Here is a 17,198-nt window from a genome sequence, read left to right as displayed (position 1 = left end):
CTAGAAATGAGCCTTGGGCTGGTCCGGTTTTCCCGCAGCCAGCCCAAGCAGGCCGGCAACTGCTGCAAAAGCGACCGGGAACATCGTAAACGCATTGAAACCAAAGGCATAGTACATGCCGACGGCCGACAGCAGCAGCAAGACGCCGGCGATCAAGGCACGGGCATGGGCCATGGCTCCGCCCGCTATGGCGAGCAACGGCGCAAGGATCGAAGTGGTCTGCACCAAAGTGGCGTTTTCGACCTGCTCAGCAACACCTTCGATTTCGCCAAACCGGTTGACCAGTTCGACGTAGCCATAGCCGAAAAAGCCCACGACCATTCCGATAAGCCCGGCGATAACACCCAAGATCATTGCAGCGTTACGCATAATCTTCCCTTCTGTCTGCGCTTGAGCAGATAGTCATCCGATCACGCAACTCCAAGTGCCGTACGTGTTTCCGGCGTCCAGCCCAGCAACAAAGCCCCCCCGGATTCGATCAACGGGCGTTTCATCAACGTCGGGTAATCGGCGAGAAGCTCTTGCGCAGGTCGTGACCGCTGTTCTTGGTCCAATCCCCGCCACGTTGTCGAACGGGCGTTCAGCAAGGCATCGCCGAATTGCTCCAGTGCCTGAGACAGCACCGAGGCCGGGACACCCTGGGTTCGGACATCCACAAACTCTGCATCTGGCATTGATTTCAACGCCTTACGGCACGTATCGCAAGTCTTCAAACCATAAAGGCGCATCTTTCTTCTGTTCCTGTTTCTGCTTGGGATTTAGGCAAAATCACCGGTTTTCTTCGGTAATTCTTGATTTTTTACTTCACCGTGCAATGTTGAAAAAGACGAAACACGCAATTCGGGCCGTATCGTTTGGGCGAAACAGTGATGTGTTGCGGTTACGTCAACCACTGCCCCCACCAATTTGTGGGACAACGTGAAAGTAGAAGGAGACACGGGAAATGCCAACTGGCACCGTGAAATGGTTCAATACGACCAAAGGCTATGGATTTATTGCTCCCGATGAGGGCGGCAAGGACGTTTTTGTTCACATCTCGGCCGTAGAACGATCCGGTCTGACCGGGCTTGCTGACAATCAGAAGGTCTCGTACGAGTTACAAGACGGACGTGACGGCCGCCAGATGGCAGCTGATTTGAAGCCTCTTTAACCCCCCGCCAAGTGTGGGAAGATCAATAAGGTTGGCGGCCAATTTCAGGCCGCCGACCGTTTCAAAAGGTCCCAATCCTTACCCTCGCGCCGATTTCGCTCCGGCATGAGTGTGCTCGTCTTGTCCCATCGCAACGATACAGGACGTGCCGCTGGAATGGGTAACAACCATGGTTCAGTCACCCGATTTGCTGACCCAGACTTCCATGATCAACTCGGGCGCCTGCACCCCAGAGGCTGCACGGCTTGCACCGCACTGACGCTCGGGTTTCGAGTGCATTCTTGATGTGGGCTCGCAAATCACCTCGGCGATCCGAGCTTTTGCAGGTGCGGGATTGGCCCGTATCATGCAGATCCCAAAAAAGCATACTGCACATAACATGCGGCCAGCGTGACAGCCGCATGGCACGATTTAAGGACAACCGACGGTTCGGAGACTTGCATCATCCCTGCCGGATCACGTCCTCGAATTCGCGCCATTCACGCGCTGTCATGCCAGAGTTTTCCTGCGTAACGGCCTCACCCGCCAGCATTCTGCGCAAGCTGTCGACCATCTGCGCGGATAGATTCACGGCACCCAGGCGGTAGTCTTCGAAGGCCCTGTAGGCAAAGGGAACCCAGTCTGCCACGATTTTGCACATTGTGTCGGCATAAACCCGAATCTCGTACTGGGCATGCGGGTCGGCGCGCAGCCGCAGGAAGTGGAACAGGTTGTGTAGATCCACCTTCCAATACCATTGCGTGTAAACATTGGCAGGTAGGTTCATCCGCGCAAGTTCACGCGCCAGCCCCTGCTGCCCTTCCTGGCTGATCATGGCTTCGTAATTGTCATAGCACCGCGTGCTGTCGGCTTTGAGAATTTCCAATACACGCGCCGCTTCTTCGCCCTCCAGGGCTGAGCCCCTCCCCTGGTTGTTCACCTCGGACTGGGCCGCCACATGGTCGGGGGCCGGGATATAGAATTCGCGATCCAGAATGGAGTACCGCGCCGAGTATTCGTTCACATTGGCCGTACGATGACGAATCCACTGGCGGGCCACAAAGACCGGAAGTTTTACGTGCAGCTTGATCTCGCACATCTCGAACGGGGTCGAATGCCAGTGCCGCATCAGATAGCGGATCAGCCCCTCGTCATTCTGCACCGATTTGGTGCCTTTGCCATAAGACACACGCGCGGCCTGACAAATCGCGGCATCATCGCCCATATAGTCGATGACGCGGACAAATCCATGATCCAGCACCTGATGGGCCGTATACAGATGCTCCTCCATTCCCGCTGCGACGACGCGGCGTGTGGGATGCGATTGCGCGCGTTGCGCTTCGATCTCGGCCAGTTGGTCAGAAGACAGCGGCATGAAATGGTCCTTTCCAGCAATGAGTCGCCGCCCACTATATATCGGTAGATCAGGCACAGGAACCGCGATATGTGCGCCCAATTGCCCAAACGCACAATTGTTTGCCCTCTGCCCCTCGACACCTTGCCTTGGCGCGCTAAGCTGCAGCGCATCACCTGCACAAAAAAGGATGGCACGATGGGGCTGACTTATCTTCACACCATGGTCCGCGTGAAAGATCTGGAAAAATCACTGGCTTTCTACGAACTGCTGGGACTGAAGGAAACGCGACGTTATGAAAGCGAAGCAGGGCGTTTTACCCTGATATTTCTGGCACCTCCGGGTCAGGAAGATGCACCGATCGAGCTGACGTATAATTGGGATGGCGATGATGCACTGCCCAGCGACAGCCGCCATTTCGGGCATCTGGCCTACGGCGTCGACAACATCTATGAGACGTGCCAGCACCTGCAGGACAATGGAGTGATCATCAACCGCCCGCCCCGCGACGGACGCATGGCCTTTGTCCGCTCGCCTGACAACATCTCGGTTGAATTGCTGCAAAACGGCAATGCCCTTGAGCCGGCCGAACCCTGGGCAAGCATGGAAAGCACCGGCCACTGGTGATCGACAGATGCTCAATCGGGGGCCGGCCTTAGCGGCCCGCCCCACTCAGTGTGACGCTGGTTAATCTGCCAACTGCAGGACAGGGGCATCAGGCTCATTCGCGCGACCCGCCTCATGCGCTCCCACAGATCTGAAATCTCGCCTCCGACGTAGCTGATACGCTGGCTCAGTTTCCAGCCACTTCAAGACTTCCGCATTACCCGTTCCTTGTAACAACGGGCGCGCTGGTCGAGGCCAATAGCCATCGCGCCACCCTTTCGAATGAAGTGACATAGCTTGGAACAGCCAAACCAAATGTCTTTCGAAATCGTTACCTTGTCACCCAACTGCCCAATCTGCTTGACCGGATGCAGCCCAAAGCCATCCAATTGATCGCTCTTGTACCGAAACCAGACCTTGCCCGATCCGGGCCAAGTTCTTCTGGGCAGACCTTTTTTGTTGCACAACGCACATTTCATTGTGAGAATTCAGAAGGCTGCACGGAGATCTGGAAGCAAGACACATTATTCACCGATTGACCCCGCTCACGAAACCGCCCTGGTAACTGGCACCACCAGAAATCCAGCGCAGGTTGTCATTGAGTACGAATTGGCGCTTCAGGGTCTACGAAACACCGCATGAGGAAGAGCTTAAAAGAACCGGGAAACCCGGACAAATTATTCTCAAAGGGAGGAACGTATGATGAAGAAATTGACATCCACGGCCGTCGGGTCGCTGATTGCCCTAGCTGCCTCCATGTCGGCGGCGCAGGCAGACAAGCTGACCTTCTATTGCTCGGCCCAGGAAGATTGGTGTCAACTCATGGCACGCAGCTTCGAAGATGCGACAGGCATCGATGTGAACATGACCCGGAAATCGTCGGGTGAAACCTTTGCGCAAATTCGCGCCGAAAGCTCGAACCCTAAAGGCGACGTGTGGTGGGGTGGCACGGGCGACCCGCACCTTCAGGCCGCCGAAGAAGGCCTGACGATGGAATACGTGTCTCCAATGCGCGACCAACTGCACGACTGGGCGATTTCCCAGGCTGAAAGCGCCGGCAACCGGACGATCGGTATCTATTCAGGTGCGCTTGGTTATGGTTACAACGCAGATCTTGTCGCGGCGAACAATCTGCCCGAACCTGCCTGTTGGAAAGACCTTCTGAAGCCTGAGTACAAGGGCCACGTTCAGATGGCGAACCCAAACTCATCGGGCACGGCCTATACGACGCTGGCCTCGATGGTACAGATCTTCGGCGAGGATGAAGGCTTTGAGTTCATGAAGGGCCTTCATTCGAACATCAACCAATACACCAAGTCAGGCTCGGCCCCGATCAAGGCCGCGGGGCGCGGTGAAAACACCATCGGTATCGTCTTTATGCATGACGCCGTGAAGCAGGCTGTTTCAGGTTTCCCGATCAAGGTCGTGGCGCCTTGCGAGGGTACCGGTTACGAAATTGGCTCGATGTCGATCATCGAAGGTGCCCGCAACGTGGAAGAGGCGAAGAAGTTCTACGATTGGGCGCTGTCGCCCGAAGCTCAGAATCTTGCCCTTCAGGTCAACGCGTTCCAGGTTCCATCGAACAAAAGCGCCGAAACCTCGGAAAGCGCGCCTGACATGAGCCAGATCAAGCTGATCGACTATGATTTCAAAAAGTATGGCTCGTCAGACGAACGGAAGCGGTTGTTGCAGAAATGGGATGAAGAGGTTTCAGTTCTGCCACAATAAATGACTGACAAGACGACAAAAACGACCCATCCGGTTCTGATCTTTTGGATCATTGCCGGTTGGGTCGGATTCTGCCTGTTACCCTGGTACATGGTTGACGGCGGCCTGTGGTCGTTCGAATGGCTTTTTGACGGCTACCCGTTCGACGAAGATTATGCACCCGCAGCATTTCTGATCGGACAAGGCGAGAAGCTCTGGCTTGCACCGCTTGTGATTGCCCTTTTGTTGCCTTTGCTTGCACTGGGGCGCGTCAAATCCGACCCGCTTTATGCTCGCATTCTGATCCTGTCCGGCGCACTCGGCTTCGGCTGGCTGATTGCTCAGGGGTTCAGTATCGGCATCAGAGGTTTCAACTTCGATTGGATGGAAGCGTTTTTTGGTGAACTCGGCGATCGCCAGTTCGGCATGGGCTATGGCGCGATGATATGCGCATCGAGCTTTTTGTTCCTGCTGACCCAGGGCATCGCGGCACGAGGCGCCATCAACGGTGATGTCTTCGTCGTCAGCGCAATCGGAGGCGTGATCACCATCGTCACCGCCTTTGTCTTTTTCCCTATCGCAAAGATGTTGTTTGCCGCCTTCGTCACCGAAGATGGCGCCTATTCAATTGCGGTATTCTTTTCAAAATTCTTCGATGACCGGCTTTGGGGATTGGGTTGTTTTTATGGGGCCAAGTGCGGCGCGGCCTGGAATTCCCTGTTCCTTGCCATCGTGGTCGGCTTCGTCACTACGATCCTGGGCCTGTGTTTCGCTTTGGTCGTGACGCGCTCGGGCTTCCGCTACAAGCGTGCATTGCGGGCCTTGACCGTTCTACCGATCATCACCCCGCCTTTCGTGATCGGCCTTGCCCTCATCCTACTGTTTGGCCTGTCCGGGTCTGTTACCCGCTTCATTGCCGATCTGTTGGGCACGCAACCAACACGGTGGCTCTACGGAATGCCCGGCATTCTGATCGCGCAGACGCTGGCGTTCACGCCCATTGCCTTTCTCGTTCTGATCGGCGTGGTGGAAGGCGTCTCTCCTTCGATGGAGGAAGCAGCCCAAACGCTCCGCGCCAGCAGATGGCAGACGTTCAAGACGGTCTCCCTGCCCCTGATGCGCCCGGGTCTTGCCAATGCCTTTCTTCTGGGTTTCATCGAAAGCATGGCCGATTTCGGAAACCCGCTTGTGCTAGGCGGAAACTTCGACGTTCTGTCGACCGAGATTTTCTTCGCAATCGTCGGCGCTCAATATGATCAGGGTCGCGCTGCCGTTCTGGCCATGGTGCTTCTGTTTTTCACCTTGTCAGCCTTCTACGCGCAGCGGGTCTGGCTGGGCAAGAAAAGCTATACCACTGTGACCGGAAAAGGTGACGCAGGCGTGCACCCACTGATGCCGACCGGCCTGTCAGTCCCGGTGTTGGTAGTCGCGCTTGGCTGGGCGCTGTTCACCGTCATCGTTTATGCAATGATCGTATACGGCAGCGTGGTCGAGTTGTGGGGCGTCAACAATTCATTGACCCTTAAGCACTATGTGACCGCCTTTTCTGTGCGTTTCGAAGAAGAAGGCATTCGCTGGACCGGTGCAGCTTGGGACAGCTTCTGGACCACCATTACAATCGCCGCCATTGCCGCGCCGCTGACTGCAGCCGTAGGATTGGTAACGGCATATCTGCTGACCCGGCAAAGCTTTGCGGGCAAGAACGCTTTTGAGTTCGGAACCATGCTGTCGTTCGCGATCCCCGGAACGGTGATCGGTGTCAGCTACATCCTTGCGTTTAACGTCCCTCCTATCGAAATCACAGGCACGGGCGTCATCCTCATTGTCAGCTTCATCTTCCGCAACATGCCGGTCGGCGTTCGCGCGGGCATTGCCAGCATGTCGCAGCTTGACCGCAGCCTGGACGAATCCTCGCTGACGCTTGGGGCAAACTCGTGGCAAACGTTCCGGCGTATCATTCTGCCGTTGCTGCGCCCCGCGATACTGGCCGCGCTGGTCTACAGTTTTGTGCGGGCCATGACGGCGATTTCTGCCGTTATCTTTCTGGTCAGCGCGGAATATGACATGGCAACCAGCTATATTATCGGGCGGGTCGAAAACAACGACTATGGTCTTGCCATCGCCTATTCGACCACACTGATTTTCGTGATGCTGTCGGTTGTTGCGCTGATGCAGTTGATTGTCGGGCGGACACAGATCGGACGGCGAATGACCCAGTCGCGCACTAATGTTTAGGAGAGAATGACATGAGCCTGCAGTCCAAAGCCGCGCCGGTTCGGTTCGAATCCGTTACAAAAATGTTCGGCAAGGATGTGGTCGCCGTTGACAACATCAATCTGCATGTCGAGGCTGGCAAGCTGGTTACGCTGCTGGGTCCTTCCGGGTGCGGGAAAACCACGACCTTGCGCATGATCGCAGGGTTGGAAATGGCAAGCTCGGGCACGATTCTGATCGGTGACCGGGACGTGACCAGACTGCCTGCGACCGACCGCGACGTGTCGATGGTATTCCAATCCTACGCGCTTTTTCCGCACATGAGTGTGTTGGAGAACGTGATGTACGGCCTGACATTTTCGGGCTTTGCGAAGGACGAAGCCCGAAGTCGCGCCCTGAACGGTCTGGAACTGGTTGGCCTCAAAGGGTTCGACAGTCGTCTTCCGTCCGAACTGTCCGGCGGTCAGCAACAGCGTGTCGCCGTCGCCCGGGCGCTGGTTCTTGAGCCTCAGGTGCTGCTGTTTGATGAGCCGCTGTCCAATCTCGACGCCAAGCTTCGTCGTCAGGTGCGTGAGGACATCCGGGCCATCCAGCAAGACCTTGGCCTGACTGTCGTCTACGTCACGCACGATCAGGAAGAGGCTCTGGCGGTTTCGGATGAGATCGTCGTGATGCGTAACGCGGCCATCGCTCAGATGGGCACCCCGCGCGAGCTATATGATGCGCCGAACGACCGTTTTGTCGCAGACTTCATAGGCGAGGCAAACCTGCTTGATTGCCAGATCGTTGGTACAGATGGTGACACCGCCACAATCGAAATCGAAGGCTACCGCCATACGCTGCCGCGCCGTGGTTTGACACCGGGTGGCGCCACCATCGCCGTCCGACCCTCGCGTCTGGTGATCGGCTCTGATCAGGGTATCCCCGCTACCGTGGCCAAGGCGACATATGTCGGCGTCCGGATGGAATACACGCTGACTGGCACTTTCGGTCAGGCCTTTGCTGTTCACGATGACGTCGACGCACCACTTGAGCCGGGCGCTGAGGTCAGGATGAGTTTTGCCGATAAGGGGCCAGTGCTACTGCCCGATTAGATGCCGAAACTTCTGATCATCACACATCCCGAGGTTTCAATTGATCCGGGCATCCCGATCACGGATTGGGGGCTGAGTGCCGTCGGCCGTGATCGTGCAAGAGTATTCGCCTTGAATGGTGTTCTTGCGAATGTCACCCAGATTTGGACCAGCAACGAGCAGAAGGCCCGCGAAACGGGCGAGATCCTTGCCGCCGCTCGAAACCTGCGCCCGCGACAACATGCGGGCCTTGGCGAAAACGACCGCAGTGCAACCGGATTCCTACCCAGGGATGAGTTCGAAGCCGCCGCTGACGCGTTTTTTGCCCGACCGGAAACCAGCTATCGCGGTTGGGAAACAGCGGTCGAAGCGCAGGCGCGCATTCATCGGACGGTGACCGAGATTGTAGGAATGCACCGGGGTAAAGACCTGGCCATAGTCACTCATGGGGCGGTCGGAACACTATTATGGTGCGCACTTTCTGGCCGTTCAATTGACCGCCGTTACGATCAGCCTTCACAGGGTCATTTCTGGCAGGCAGATCTTTTGACACTCAAACCTCAGTCCGGGTGGGTCGCCTTTACCTAGAGGTCAAGAACTCCACGCGTCCTCGGCGATCTCAAGCAAGGTCTCGAAGACATCTGGCGTGCCCACAATGACACGCCCTCCGTCCCGGATCATTGCATCTGCGTCCTGATCTTCGATTGTGCCACCAGCCTCCGCGACCAGCAATTGCCCGGCCAGACAATCCCAGGCGTTCATGTGCTCTTCCACATAACCCAGAAGTCTTCCGGCGGCGACATAAGCAAGAGACAGCGCCCCACTGGCGTTCCGGTGGAACATGGCCCCACGTTCGATCAGTTCTGCAACGACAGGCAGGACATGGCGTGTTTCGACCCGGTTCGAGTATCCTACGGCTACGGTTCCATCCCGCAACGCCACTCCGGACGCGACGTGAATCCGCGTACCGTTCAAGGTCGCTCCCTCTCCGCGCGTTGCCACAAATGTCTCATCGACATTTGGTTCATGGATCACCCCGACCATGGTGCGCCCTTCAGCGACGCCGGCCAGTACAATGGTATAAGCCGGAATGCCGTTGACAAAATTCGTTGTCCCGTCGATGGGGTCTATTACCCAATCGAAGCCACTTTTCCCTTCGGTCGCACCATGCTCTTCACCGAACACTCCATCCTCGGGCCAGAATTCCGCGATCCTCTGACGGATGAATGTCTCGACGTTCCTGTCCGCTTCGCTGACCCAGTCCTGAGCGCCCTTTTGGTCAACGACAAGATCACCCCTGTCCGCAAAGTATTTTTTGGCGATTGCCCCAGCTTCTTTACAAACCGCAACGGCAAAATCCCGGCGTTCCGATAGTCGAGACATGGCCATTCCTTTTCCAGTTGAAAGACTGTTGCGCAAGTTCCCGCAATGGCCGGCACGCTGTCAACACCTGTTGCCAGCCGGGCTATTGATTTTTTAGCGCGCGCAAAGAATATGTAAAGCTACGATAAGATCAAGGCGGACAGTATCCGCAGGCAGACTGGCATGACCAAAATAAAGAATATGGAAGAGTTCGCGGCCCTCAGCGGGATTTCGCGACCGACGGTATCCAAGTACTTTCACGACCCCGATAGTGTTCGCCCGACGACACGGGCCCGCATCGAAGAAGCGCTGGAACGGTTTGACTATCGCCCCAATATCTTTGCGGTGAACCAGAACCGGAAGCTGACCAAGAATATCGGCATTGTCGTTCCCTATCTGGCCGATCCGTTCTTTGCCGAAATCGCGCGTTATCTGGAACAAAGCTGTATAGCGGCCGGGTATCGCCCTTCCCTGTTCAGCTCTCATGGCGAACAGAAGCTGGAAAACGAAATCCTGGACGGGCTGCAATCCCTGAAACCCGCCGGGGTTTTGCTGGCGCCATTGGGGCGGATTTCAGACCGTTCGGCGATCGAAAAGTTCTGCTCCAATGTGCCGGCAGTTCTGTTTGACAGTAACCTTGATGGCCTTGGCGCGGCATTCGTCGGGTCGGACAATTTCAGTTTTGTCTCGCAAACTGTGGAATACATGACGCGCACAGGCGAACCGCCCTCGTTCTTCGAAATGCGGACGCCTGCCAACCCGAACGCCAACAAAAGACGCAAGGCCTATGTTGAGGTCATGGAGCGTCTCGGGTTTGAGCCACATATCATCAAGGTCGACGGCACGGGCTGGGCGTTTGAAGAAATTGGCCACAGGGGTGCACTGAAGGTTCTGGAGGAGCGCATGTTGCCGAGCGACTCGGTGTTATGCAGCAATGACCGACTGGCCATCGGCTTTCTTGCGGCCTGCTACGAACAGGGGATTCGGGTCGGTCGCAAGGATGATTGCGCGCTTCGCGTGGCCTCGAATGACGACCATCCTTTCGCAAAGTTTACGTGCCCATCCCTGACAACAGCCGCGCATGACTATGACAATGTTGCCGGGCGCAGCGTCGAGACGCTGTTCGAACTCATTGAAAGTGGAGGGAAATTTGAAACGAGGACAGAGACGCTGTTCCCTGCACGGCTTGTTTTAAGGGATTCTGCTTAGTCGCAACTTTTTAACGCGCGTAAAGTTTTTATTGACGCCGCGACAATTTACGCTCTAACCTCTCTGCACGACATCCAAGCTCAGGGAGGACAGGGATGTATCTGAAGAACGCACTTCGTGCGGCGACTGCACTGACATTCGTCGCCACGGCAGCAGCCCACGCGCAATCCATCACGATCGCTACAGTGAACAATGGCGACATGATCCGGATGCAGGGCTATACCGATAAATTCACCGAAGCGACCGGGATCGATGTGGAGTGGGTGACGCTCGAGGAAAACGTCCTGCGTCAACGCGTGACCACCGACATCACCACCAAAGGCGGTCAGTTCGACATCATGACCATCGGCATGTACGAGACGCCGATCTGGGGTGCGAATGGTTGGCTGGTGCCGTTGGACGGAATGTCCGCGGAATATGACGTCGACGACATTCTGCCCGCGATGGCCGGTGGCCTGAGCCATGAAGGGACGCTTTATGCGGCGCCGTTCTATGGCGAAAGCTCGATGATCATGTATCGTACGGACCTGATGGAAAAGGCAGGTCTGGAAATGCCCGAGGCACCGACCTGGCAATTCATTCGCGAAGCGGCGGCGGCAATGACCGACCGCGACAACGACATCAACGGCATCTGCCTGCGCGGCAAGGCGGGTTGGGGTGAAGGCGGCGCCTTCATCACCGTGACCGGAAACTCATTCGGTGCGCGGTGGTTTGACGAAAACTGGAAACCTCAGTTCGATCAGCCTGAATGGAAAGAGGCCCTGACCTTCTTTGTCGATATGATGGGTGAGTCCGGCCCCGCTGGCTATGCCACCAACGGCTTCAACGAAAACCTGTCGCTGTTCCAGCAGGGCAAATGCGGCATGTGGATTGACGCAACGGTCGCCGCTTCTTTCGTGACCAACCCCGACGATTCCACAGTCGCCGACAAGGTGGGCTTCGCACTGGCGCCCAATTCGGAAGGCGTGGACAAACGCGCCAATTGGCTTTGGGCTTGGGCCCTTGCGATTCCGGCAGGCACTCAGCAGGAAGACGCTGCCAAACAGTTTATCGAATGGGCGACCTCGAAAGACTACATCGAGCTGGTGGCCGAAAATGAAGGCTGGGCCAATGTGCCTCCGGGCGCGCGGACGTCGCTTTATGAGAACGACAACTACAAGGCGGTCCCGTTCGCAAAAATGACGCTGGAATCGATCCTGATGGCCGACCCGCAGAATTGCTGCGCACAGCCGACGCCCTATACCGGCATCCAGTTTGTCGCGATCCCGGAATTTGCGGGTATCGCCACTCAGGTAAGCCAGGAGTTCTCGGCAGTCTATGCCGGGCAGCAGACAGTGGACGAGGCCCTTGCCAAAGCGCAGGCCTTCACGGCTGAAGAAATGGAAGCCGCAGGATACTGAGGCATCCCTCCCCGGTGGGTGGGCAATGTCCCACCCGCCACTCTGACTTCCACAATTCCCGTTTTTCTCGCAGGCTATGCTTACGCCTGAACAGAGAGGTCTTGCATCATGGCTACTCAACACTCCCGATCCGTTGCGCGCCTGATGATGGCACCTGCCGTGGTCCTGCTGCTTGGCTGGATGCTCGTGCCTCTGACGATGACACTGTATTTTTCCTTCAAGAAGTATCTGCCGCTGCGCGGCGGTGATCTGGGCTGGGTTGGTTTCGACAACTATGTCCGGTTCGTCTCATCCAGTTCGTTCTGGCCCGCGGTGCAAGCAACGCTGGTTATTGTCGGCGGCGTTCTGGTGATCACGGTTATTCTGGGCATTCTATTGGCGATGTTGCTGGACCAGCCAATGTGGGGACAAGGCGTCGTTCGGATCCTCGTGATCGCACCGTTTTTTGTCATGCCCACTGTGTCCGCGCTGGTCTGGAAGAACATGTTCATGGACCCGGTCAATGGCTTGCTTGCCCACTTGTGGCGCTTTTTCGGGGCCGAACCAATTTCGTGGCTGTCCGAGGCGTCGATGACCTCGATCATCATGATCGTGTCGTGGCAGTGGCTGCCTTTTGCGACGCTGATCCTGCTGACCGCAATCCAGTCGCTGGACAGTGAACAACTGGAAGCGGCCGAGATGGACGGCGCGCCGGTGCTGAAGCGGTTCTATCACATCATCCTGCCGCACCTTAGCCGCGCGATTACCATCGTGATCCTGATCCAGACGATCTTTCTTTTGTCGATCTTCGCCGAAATCTTCGTGACCACGGGCGGCGCGTTCGGCACCCGCACACTCACCTACCTGATCTTCCAGCGCGTTTTGGAAAGCCAGAATGTCGGCCTCGGATCAGCCGGAGGTGTCTACGCCATCATCCTAGCCAACATCGTCGCCATCTTCCTGATGCGCATCGTTGGCAAGAACCTGGACGCGTGAGGAGGTAAGACCATGGCCCGCGCCGTCACAACCCGCCGCAAATCGCTGAACACCGCCCTGGCATGGGCCGTCGGTTTGCTGATCTTTTTCCCGATCCTCTGGACCATCCTGACCAGCTTCAAGACCGAGGCGCAGGCGATCGCAAGCCCACCCCTGTTCCTGAATTTCGACTGGACGCTGGAGAACTACGCGATCGTACAGGAGCGCTCGGACTACATGCGGTTCCTGTGGAACTCGGTCATCATCGCGGGCGGATCAACCATTCTGGGTGTGATCATCGCAGTGCCCGCCGCCTGGGCCATGGCATTTGTCCCCTCGAAACGCACCAAGGACATTCTGCTGTGGATGCTGTCCACCAAGATGTTGCCTGCCGTTGGCGTGCTTTACCCGATCTACCTGCTGTTCATCCGGTTGGGTCTGCTGGACACGCGCGGGGGGCTGGTCGTGGTTCTGATGTTGATCAACCTGCCGATCATCGTCTGGATGCTCTACACCTATTTCCGCGAGATTCCGGGTGAAATTCTGGAAGCCGCGCGGATGGATGGCGCGACGCTGAAAGAGGAAATCCTCTATGTCCTTACGCCCATGGCCATCCCGGGCATCGCCTCGACGGTTCTGCTGAACTTCATCCTGGCTTGGAACGAGGCGTTCTGGACCCTCAACCTGACCGCCGTCGACGCGGCTCCGCTCACCGCGTTTATCGCCAGCTATTCCAGCCCCGAAGGCCTGTTCTTTGCCAAGCTCAGCGCGGCCTCGACCATGGCGATTGCACCAATCCTGATCCTTGGCTGGTTCAGCCAGAAACAACTTGTCCGCGGCCTGACCTTCGGCGCTGTGAAATAAGGAACACGACACATGGGACGTATTCAACTCAAGTCCGTGACCAAAAGCTTCGGCGACGTACAGGTCATCCCCCCGCTGGACCTGACCATCGAGGATGGTGAGTTCACCGTCTTCGTCGGTCCGTCGGGGTGTGGCAAGTCTACCCTATTACGCCTGATCGCGGGGTTGGAGGATATCACGTCGGGTTCCATCGATATTGACGGATCGGATGCCACCGATGTCCCACCTGCCAAGCGGGGGCTGGCGATGGTGTTCCAGTCCTACGCCTTGTACCCGCACATGACTGTACGAAAGAACATCGCCTTTCCCCTGCGCATGGCCAAGCTGGATCAGGCCGAGATCGACAAACGCGTCGAAGGCGCGGCAAGTGTTCTGAACCTGAGCGACTATCTGGACCGCCGCCCCGGGCAGTTGTCCGGCGGGCAGCGCCAGCGCGTTGCCATTGGTCGCGCCATCGTACGCGAGCCGGCAGCGTTTCTGTTTGATGAACCTCTGTCGAATCTTGACGCCGCGTTGCGCGTCGGCATGCGGCTTGAGATCAGCGAACTGCACGAACGCCTAGCGACAACAATGATATACGTGACCCACGATCAGGTTGAAGCCATGACAATGGCCGACAAGATCGTCGTTCTTCAGGCCGGTGTGATCGAACAGGTCGGCACCCCGCTGGAACTGTATCGCACGCCCCGAAATCTGTTTGTGGCAGGGTTCATCGGTTCACCCAGGATGAACTTTATCGAAGGCCCAGAGGCCGCAAAACATGGCGCGCAAACCATCGGAATTCGCCCCGAACACATCGCCGTTTCCGAGACCGAAGGAGAATGGTCCGGTGTCGTCAGCGTCTCCGAACATTTGGGCTCGGACACCTTCTTTCACGTCCACGAAACCGGTCTGGCAGAAACAATCACGGTCCGAGCTGATGGCGAGGTCGGGTTCCGCCACGGAGACCGCATCCACCTGACGCCGCGTGCAGATGTGATCCACCGGTTTGACGCGCAAGGCTTGCGGCTCGAATGACACGTCTGACAGGCAAAACCGCCCTGATCACCGGGGCCGCGCGAGGCATCGGGCTGGCCTTTGCCAAAGCCTATGTTGCAGAAGGCGCGCGGGTCGCAATCGCCGACATTGACAGCAAACGTGCGCAGGAGGCGGCCTGTGAAATCGGCGAGGCTGCCCTGGCCGTCGAGATGGACGTGACCCGCCAGAACAGCATAGATGACGCCGTCGCGCGAACAGCCGCACATTTCGGTCCGATCGACATTCTGATCAACAACGCGGCCATCTTCACTGCCGCACCAATCGTTGAGATTGAGCGTGCCGACTACAATCGTGTCTTTGACATCAATGTCGCTGGCACATTGTTCACGATGCAGGCCGTTGCGCGCCACATGATCGAACACGGGATCAAGGGCCGGATCATCAACATGGCATCGCAGGCTGGGCGAAGGGGCGAACCTTTGGTCGCTGTGTACTGTGCCAGCAAGGCCGCGATCATATCGCTGACTCAATCGGCGGGCCTGAACCTGATTTCCCATGGGATCAACGTGAATGCCATCGCCCCGGGCGTTGTCGACGGAGAACACTGGGACGGCGTAGATGCGTTTTTTGCAAAACACGAAGGTAAGGCCCCGGGTCAGAAAAAGCGCGAAGTGGCGGCCGCCGTTCCGTATGGCCGGATGGGCCGCGCTGAAGATCTGACCGGGATGGCGGTGTTTCTGGCCTCTGACGAGGCCAAGTACATCGTCGCTCAAACCTACAATGTCGATGGCGGAAACTGGATGAGCTGATGGACCCCATGGCGAACGCAAAACCTCCGGTTCGGGTGCGGCGCGACAGCCTTGAAGGCCTGCCGGCATCCGTCAGAACACCGGATTATGATGGCGCGGACCTGAGACCGGGCATCGTTCATATAGGTTTGGGTAATTTTCACCGTGCGCATCAGGCCTGGTATATCCACCAGTTGATGCAGCAGGGTCAGGCATTGGACTGGGCGATTATCGGGGCGGGTGTGCGAAGCTACGACGCCGATATGCGAAAGAAATTGCTGGCGCAGGACTGCCTGACAACATTGATCGAACTGGACCCCGAGGGAATATCTGCCGAGGTGATCGGCCCTATGATCGACTACCTTCCGATTCAGGATGGCAACGCATCTCTGATCCGGAAGATGGCTGATCCGGCCATCCGGATCGTATCGCTGACCGTGACCGAAGGCGGGTATTTTCTGGACGCCAAGACCGGTGCGTTCAACCTGAACCACGATGATATTCGCCATGACGCGGCAAATCCCAACCAGCCCCGCACCGCTTTTGGCGCCATTGTTGCCGCGCTCGGGCAGCGCCGGACGAACGGTCTGAAACCCTTTACCGCGCTCAGCTGCGATAACCTTCAGGGCAACGGTGCGATTTTGCGAAACTGTATCGTTGGATTGACCCGTATGTCCGACCCCGATCTGGCCGACTGGATAGACCGGAATTGCGCGTTTCCGAACTCGATGGTGGACTGCATTGTGCCCGCGACGACGGAACAATTAATATCGCAATGCCGCAACCTCGGCATCGACGACCGCGCGCCGGTCTCGCATGAAAACTTTCGCCAGTGGGTGATCGAGGACGATTTTTGTGACGGGCGGCCGCCGCTGGATGAGGTTGGCGTGACGCTGACCCAAGATGTCCATAGTTACGAGACAATGAAACTGCGCATACTGAATGGCGGCCACCAATTGCTGGCAAATGCCGGGGAAATTCTGAATGTCCCCACGATTGCAGATTGCATGCAGGACCCCGACATCGTGTCGTTTTTCCGCAAAGTTCAGGCCGAAGAAATTCTTCCCCATGTCAAACCTGTCCCCGGAACAACCGCGACTGAATATCTTGGATTGGTCGAGGGGCGTTTTTCGAATACCGCAATCCACGATTCGACGCGTCGGGTCGCGTTCGACGGATCATCACGCCATCCGGGGTTCTTGCTACCCTCGATGCGCGATGCGCTTGCGGCCGGTTCATCCCTGAACGGGCTTGCGCTGTCCCAAGCTTTCTGGTGCCGGATGTGCGCGGGGGTTCGCGAGAATGGATCCGAAATCGCCCCAAACGACCCTCACTGGGAGGACTTGAAAAAAACGGCGCTGGCATCAAGGGCCAATCCGCAACTGTGGATCGAACAAAGCCAGTACTGTGGTGCGTTTGGTCGAGACACTCCCTTCGCCAACGATTTCGCCCGCTGGCTGACAGCGATCTGGCAGCGGGGATGCCGGGCAGCGATAGCTGAGTATCTGGCTTCGACTCCCTCTCCAGACTGATCTGGCACCGTAAAAAAGGGTGCCCTCT

17 protein-coding genes are annotated in these 17,198 nt (G+C 57.2%); 13 read left to right on the top strand and 4 right to left on the bottom strand.

The features are described from left to right. Together ACR0FE_RS11450 and ACR0FE_RS11445 are read right to left on the bottom strand one after the other, a co-directional pair. Positions 1 to 369 carry a hypothetical protein gene (locus tag ACR0FE_RS11450; protein ID WP_170806414.1) on the bottom strand — a complete coding sequence of 123 codons (369 nt, stop codon included), beginning with the start codon at positions 367 to 369 and terminating at the stop codon, positions 1 to 3. Between the two features lie 41 nt (positions 370 to 410). Then, on the bottom strand, positions 411 to 728 hold the full coding sequence (locus ACR0FE_RS11445) for an ArsC/Spx/MgsR family protein (protein WP_480912819.1): 318 nt from the start codon (positions 726 to 728) through the stop codon (positions 411 to 413). A 215-nt stretch (positions 729 to 943) separates the two neighbouring features. On the opposite strand from ACR0FE_RS11445, the gene ACR0FE_RS11440 reads away from it, so the two are divergent. After that, positions 944 to 1,150: a cold-shock protein gene (locus ACR0FE_RS11440; protein WP_008758035.1), complete on the top strand. Its 207-nt coding sequence runs from the start codon at positions 944 to 946 to the stop codon at positions 1,148 to 1,150. 442 nt (positions 1,151 to 1,592) lie between these two features. Here the strand turns inward: ACR0FE_RS11440 and thyX are convergent, their stop codons facing one another. After that, complete coding sequence (thyX, locus tag ACR0FE_RS11435) at positions 1,593 to 2,504, bottom strand: FAD-dependent thymidylate synthase (RefSeq protein ID WP_170680383.1); 912 nt, start codon at positions 2,502 to 2,504, stop codon at positions 1,593 to 1,595. A 177-nt stretch (positions 2,505 to 2,681) separates the two neighbouring features. Between thyX and ACR0FE_RS11430 the strand changes: the two genes are divergently transcribed. The 5 genes from ACR0FE_RS11430 to ACR0FE_RS11410 all read left to right on the top strand — a co-directional run bounded on the left by ACR0FE_RS11430 (position 2,682) and on the right by ACR0FE_RS11410 (position 8,671). Next, the gene (locus ACR0FE_RS11430) at positions 2,682 to 3,110 is read left to right on the top strand and encodes a VOC family protein (RefSeq protein ID WP_170614628.1); all 429 of its coding nucleotides are present in this window, start codon (positions 2,682 to 2,684) and stop codon (positions 3,108 to 3,110) included. 681 nt (positions 3,111 to 3,791) lie between these two features. Continuing rightward, a complete protein-coding gene (locus tag ACR0FE_RS11425) occupies positions 3,792 to 4,817 on the top strand; it encodes an ABC transporter substrate-binding protein (RefSeq protein WP_170619677.1) in 1,026 nt (341 codons plus the stop codon). After that, positions 4,818 to 7,031 (top strand): ABC transporter permease, encoded by a 2,214-nt coding sequence (locus ACR0FE_RS11420; protein WP_480912818.1) that lies wholly within the window; start codon positions 4,818 to 4,820, stop codon positions 7,029 to 7,031. An 11-nt stretch (positions 7,032 to 7,042) separates the two neighbouring features. Further along, the gene (locus ACR0FE_RS11415) at positions 7,043 to 8,104 is read left to right on the top strand and encodes an ABC transporter ATP-binding protein (protein ID WP_170614625.1); all 1,062 of its coding nucleotides are present in this window, start codon (positions 7,043 to 7,045) and stop codon (positions 8,102 to 8,104) included. After that, a complete protein-coding gene (locus ACR0FE_RS11410) occupies positions 8,105 to 8,671 on the top strand; it encodes a histidine phosphatase family protein (RefSeq protein ID WP_480912817.1) in 567 nt (188 codons plus the stop codon). A 3-nt stretch (positions 8,672 to 8,674) separates the two neighbouring features. On the opposite strand, the gene ACR0FE_RS11405 is transcribed toward ACR0FE_RS11410, so the two are convergent. Beyond that, positions 8,675 to 9,466, bottom strand: coding sequence for an inositol monophosphatase family protein (locus ACR0FE_RS11405; protein WP_480912816.1), 792 nt, complete (start codon positions 9,464 to 9,466; stop codon positions 8,675 to 8,677). Between the two features lie 162 nt (positions 9,467 to 9,628). On the opposite strand from ACR0FE_RS11405, the gene ACR0FE_RS11400 reads away from it, so the two are divergent. The 7 genes from ACR0FE_RS11400 to ACR0FE_RS11370 all read left to right on the top strand — a co-directional run bounded on the left by ACR0FE_RS11400 (position 9,629) and on the right by ACR0FE_RS11370 (position 17,170). Next, entirely contained in the window at positions 9,629 to 10,654 is a 1,026-nt protein-coding gene (locus ACR0FE_RS11400) for a LacI family DNA-binding transcriptional regulator (protein ID WP_480912815.1), read from the top strand. A 95-nt stretch (positions 10,655 to 10,749) separates the two neighbouring features. Next, on the top strand, positions 10,750 to 12,054 hold the full coding sequence (locus ACR0FE_RS11395; RefSeq protein ID WP_170614621.1) for an ABC transporter substrate-binding protein: 1,305 nt from the start codon (positions 10,750 to 10,752) through the stop codon (positions 12,052 to 12,054). Between the two features lie 108 nt (positions 12,055 to 12,162). Next, positions 12,163 to 13,029 (top strand): carbohydrate ABC transporter permease, encoded by an 867-nt coding sequence (locus tag ACR0FE_RS11390; protein WP_170375757.1) that lies wholly within the window; start codon positions 12,163 to 12,165, stop codon positions 13,027 to 13,029. Between the two features lie 12 nt (positions 13,030 to 13,041). Beyond that, positions 13,042 to 13,872 (top strand): carbohydrate ABC transporter permease, encoded by an 831-nt coding sequence (locus tag ACR0FE_RS11385; RefSeq protein ID WP_170614620.1) that lies wholly within the window; start codon positions 13,042 to 13,044, stop codon positions 13,870 to 13,872. Between the two features lie 12 nt (positions 13,873 to 13,884). Further along, positions 13,885 to 14,889: an ABC transporter ATP-binding protein gene (locus tag ACR0FE_RS11380; protein WP_480912814.1), complete on the top strand. Its 1,005-nt coding sequence runs from the start codon at positions 13,885 to 13,887 to the stop codon at positions 14,887 to 14,889. Next, positions 14,886 to 15,659: an L-iditol 2-dehydrogenase gene (locus ACR0FE_RS11375; protein ID WP_480912813.1), complete on the top strand. Its 774-nt coding sequence runs from the start codon at positions 14,886 to 14,888 to the stop codon at positions 15,657 to 15,659. Before ACR0FE_RS11380 ends, ACR0FE_RS11375 begins: the two co-directional genes overlap by 4 nt. Continuing rightward, positions 15,659 to 17,170: a mannitol dehydrogenase family protein gene (locus ACR0FE_RS11370; RefSeq protein ID WP_480912812.1), complete on the top strand. Its 1,512-nt coding sequence runs from the start codon at positions 15,659 to 15,661 to the stop codon at positions 17,168 to 17,170. The genes ACR0FE_RS11375 and ACR0FE_RS11370 overlap by 1 nt, the downstream gene beginning before the upstream one ends. The last annotated feature ends 28 nt before the right edge of the window (positions 17,171 to 17,198 follow it).

It is taken from the genome of Ruegeria sp. K7, from assembly GCF_056531785.1.
This window is presented reverse-complemented; position numbering and strand designations above follow the sequence as displayed.